At 68.7% G+C, this 2558-nt stretch carries 2 protein-coding genes; both read right to left on the bottom strand.

Annotated elements, in window-relative coordinates; all coding sequences use genetic code 11:
* Positions 1-307: 307 nt before the first annotated feature.
* Positions 308-1540 carry a class I SAM-dependent RNA methyltransferase gene (locus A9W96_RS16300; RefSeq protein WP_067141235.1) on the bottom strand — a complete coding sequence of 411 codons (1233 nt, stop codon included), beginning with the start codon at positions 1538-1540 and terminating at the stop codon, positions 308-310.
* The coding region (locus A9W96_RS16295; protein ID WP_156765280.1) for an amino acid permease at positions 1537-2558 on the bottom strand (1022 nt) is incomplete at its 5' end. The genes A9W96_RS16295 and A9W96_RS16300, both read right to left, overlap by 4 nt.

Raw genomic sequence — 2558 nt, 5'->3', positions numbered from 1 at the left:
GATTCGCCAGCACCGCAACCAAACCGACCGCGCTGGAGAGCAACACCAACAGCGCGTAACGAACAGTCTCGTTCACGACGGCAGCAACCCGGTGAGCACGTCCCGCGCACACGTTCGACAAGACTCGACAGCCACGGCCCGTTCTTTGATGGTATGCACGCGGGCCTTTCGATCGATCGACAGTGTTCCTTCAAGACATCGCCGACCAGACTTCCCGGCACACCGCGACGCAGTCTAGCCGGTCGTGACACTCACCCGGGCGGCATTGCGGTGATGCGCCAGGAGGACCGTCGTCGCGACAGACTCCCTAGCGGGTCAGCAGCGCCACGCATTCGGTGTGATGGGTCAGCGGGAACGCGTCGAACACCCTGATCTTCTCCACGGTGTAACCGTGTTTGAGGTAGAGCCCGACGTCACGGGCGAACGATGCTGCCTCACAACCGATGTGCACAACGCGAGGGACGCAGGCGGCGGCCAGCAGGTCGATGACCTCGCGCCCGGCTCCCGCCCGCGGCGGATCCAGCACCGCCACATCGGCTTTCGCGGCGCGGTCTCGTTGCGCGGCCAGCGCGCGCCGCACCGAGTCGGTGACGATCTGCACCTGGGTCAGATCGGCCAGGGCGACCCGCGCGGCGCGGGTCGAGCCGCGCGAGGTGTCGACGCTGAGCACCCGCCCGGAGCGGCCCACGGCGTCGCCGAGCACGGCGGCGAAAACGCCTGCGCCGCCGTACAAATCCCACGCGCGCATCCCGGCGCCGAGCTGTGCCCAGTCGGCGATCAGATCGCTGTAGACGCCCGCCGCGTCGCGGTGCGCCTGCCAGAAGGCGGTCACCGGCACCTGCCAGGTGCGCCCGGCCACCCGCTGCACCGCCTCGTAGCGCCCCTGGATCACCTTGGTCGCCGTGTGCCTGCCCTGCCGCAGCGTGCGCACGACGTGGCGGGTGCCGTCGTCGTCGACGGCCACGTGCAGCTGCGCCGCCGGCGGCCACTCGATGTCGTCGATCCCGTCGAGCATGCCGGGCGCCAGCTGCGCACAGCGCAGGTCGGTCACCAAGTCGTCGCTGTGATACCGGTGAAAGCCGGGTCGACGGTCGGGTCCGACGTCGAGCCGGACCCGGGTGCGCCACCCCGTCGGCGCCGAATCCGCCAAGGGCTCGGCCTCACCGCTCCAGCGATGCCCGCCCAGGCGCTCGAGCTGGTTGGCCACCACTTCGGCCTTGAGTGCGCGGGCGACCTCGGGCGCCGCGAACGCCAGGTCGCAACAGCCGGCACCGCCCACCCCGGCGATCGGGCACTGCGACGCGGTGCGCCCCGGCGCCGGCTCGAGGACCTCGAGAACCTCTGCGTGCCAATAGGATCCACGATCCGCGGTGACCCGGACCCGCACCCGCTCGCCGGGCAGCGCGTACCGGACGAACACCACGCGGCCTTCGTGGTGGGCGACGCAGCTGCCGCCGTTGGCGGGGGCATCGGTGGTCAACGTCAGCTCCCCCGCCGGGGGCGCCGACGCGTGCGACGCGCGGGTCGATTCGCGGGTCAATCGAAGATTCCCCGGCGAGCGTCGCCCGGCGCCACGTGCGGCTGCAAGGTCTTGCGTCGTTCCGACGAACTCAATTGCCACGGAACCGAAGTCACCATGACGCCCGGCATGAACAGCAGCCGCCCCTTGAGCCGAAGGGCGCTCTGGTTGTGCAACACCTGCTCCCACCAGTGGCCCACCACGTACTCCGGAATGAACACCGTCACCACGGTGCGCGGGGACTCCTCCCTGGCCCGTTTGACGTATTCCAGGACGGGACGGGTGACTTCGCGATACGGCGAGGCGATGACCTTGAGCGGGACGCTGATATCGCTTTCTTCCCACTTGTGCACCAGGTCGCGGGTCTCGGCATCGTCGACGCTGACCGTCACCGCCTCGAGAACGTCGGGCCGGGTGGCCCTGGCGTAAGCCAGCGCACGCAGGGTCGGCAGGTGCAATTTCGACACCAGCACCACGGCGTGATTGCGGCTGGGCAGCACCACGTCGTCCTGCGCGGCGGCCTGCTCGGCCAATTCGCGGTTCACGGTGTTGTAGTGCCGGTGAATCATTTTCATCACGCCGAACAGCAGGCTCATCGCGAACAGGGCGATCCACGCGCCGGAGACGAACTTCGTCACCAACACCACCAACAGCACCGCGCCGGTGGACAGCAACCCGACCGTGTTGACCACCCGCGAGCGCATCATCTTGCGCCGCGCCCGCGGATCGGTCTCGGTGCGCAGCAACCGGCTCCAGTGCCGGACCATGCCGATCTGACTCAGCGTGAACGAAATGAACACCCCGACGATGTACAGCTGGATCAACGCGGTGACCTCACCGCGGAACGCGATGATCGCCAGCAGCGCCGCCCCGGACAAGAACAGGATGCCGTTGGAGAACGCCAATCGGTCTCCGCGGGTGTGCAATTGGCGCGGCAGGTAGCTGTGCTGCGCGAGGATCGAGCCGAGCACCGGGAACCCGTTGAACGCGGTGTTGGCCGCCAGCACCAGGATCAGCGCGGTCACCGTGGCGATCAGCA

The sequence above is a fragment of the Mycobacterium sp. 1245852.3 genome (genome assembly GCF_001669335.1).
In the GTDB taxonomy this organism is placed as follows: domain Bacteria; phylum Actinomycetota; class Actinomycetes; order Mycobacteriales; family Mycobacteriaceae; genus Mycobacterium; species Mycobacterium europaeum_A.
This window is presented reverse-complemented; position numbering and strand designations above follow the sequence as displayed.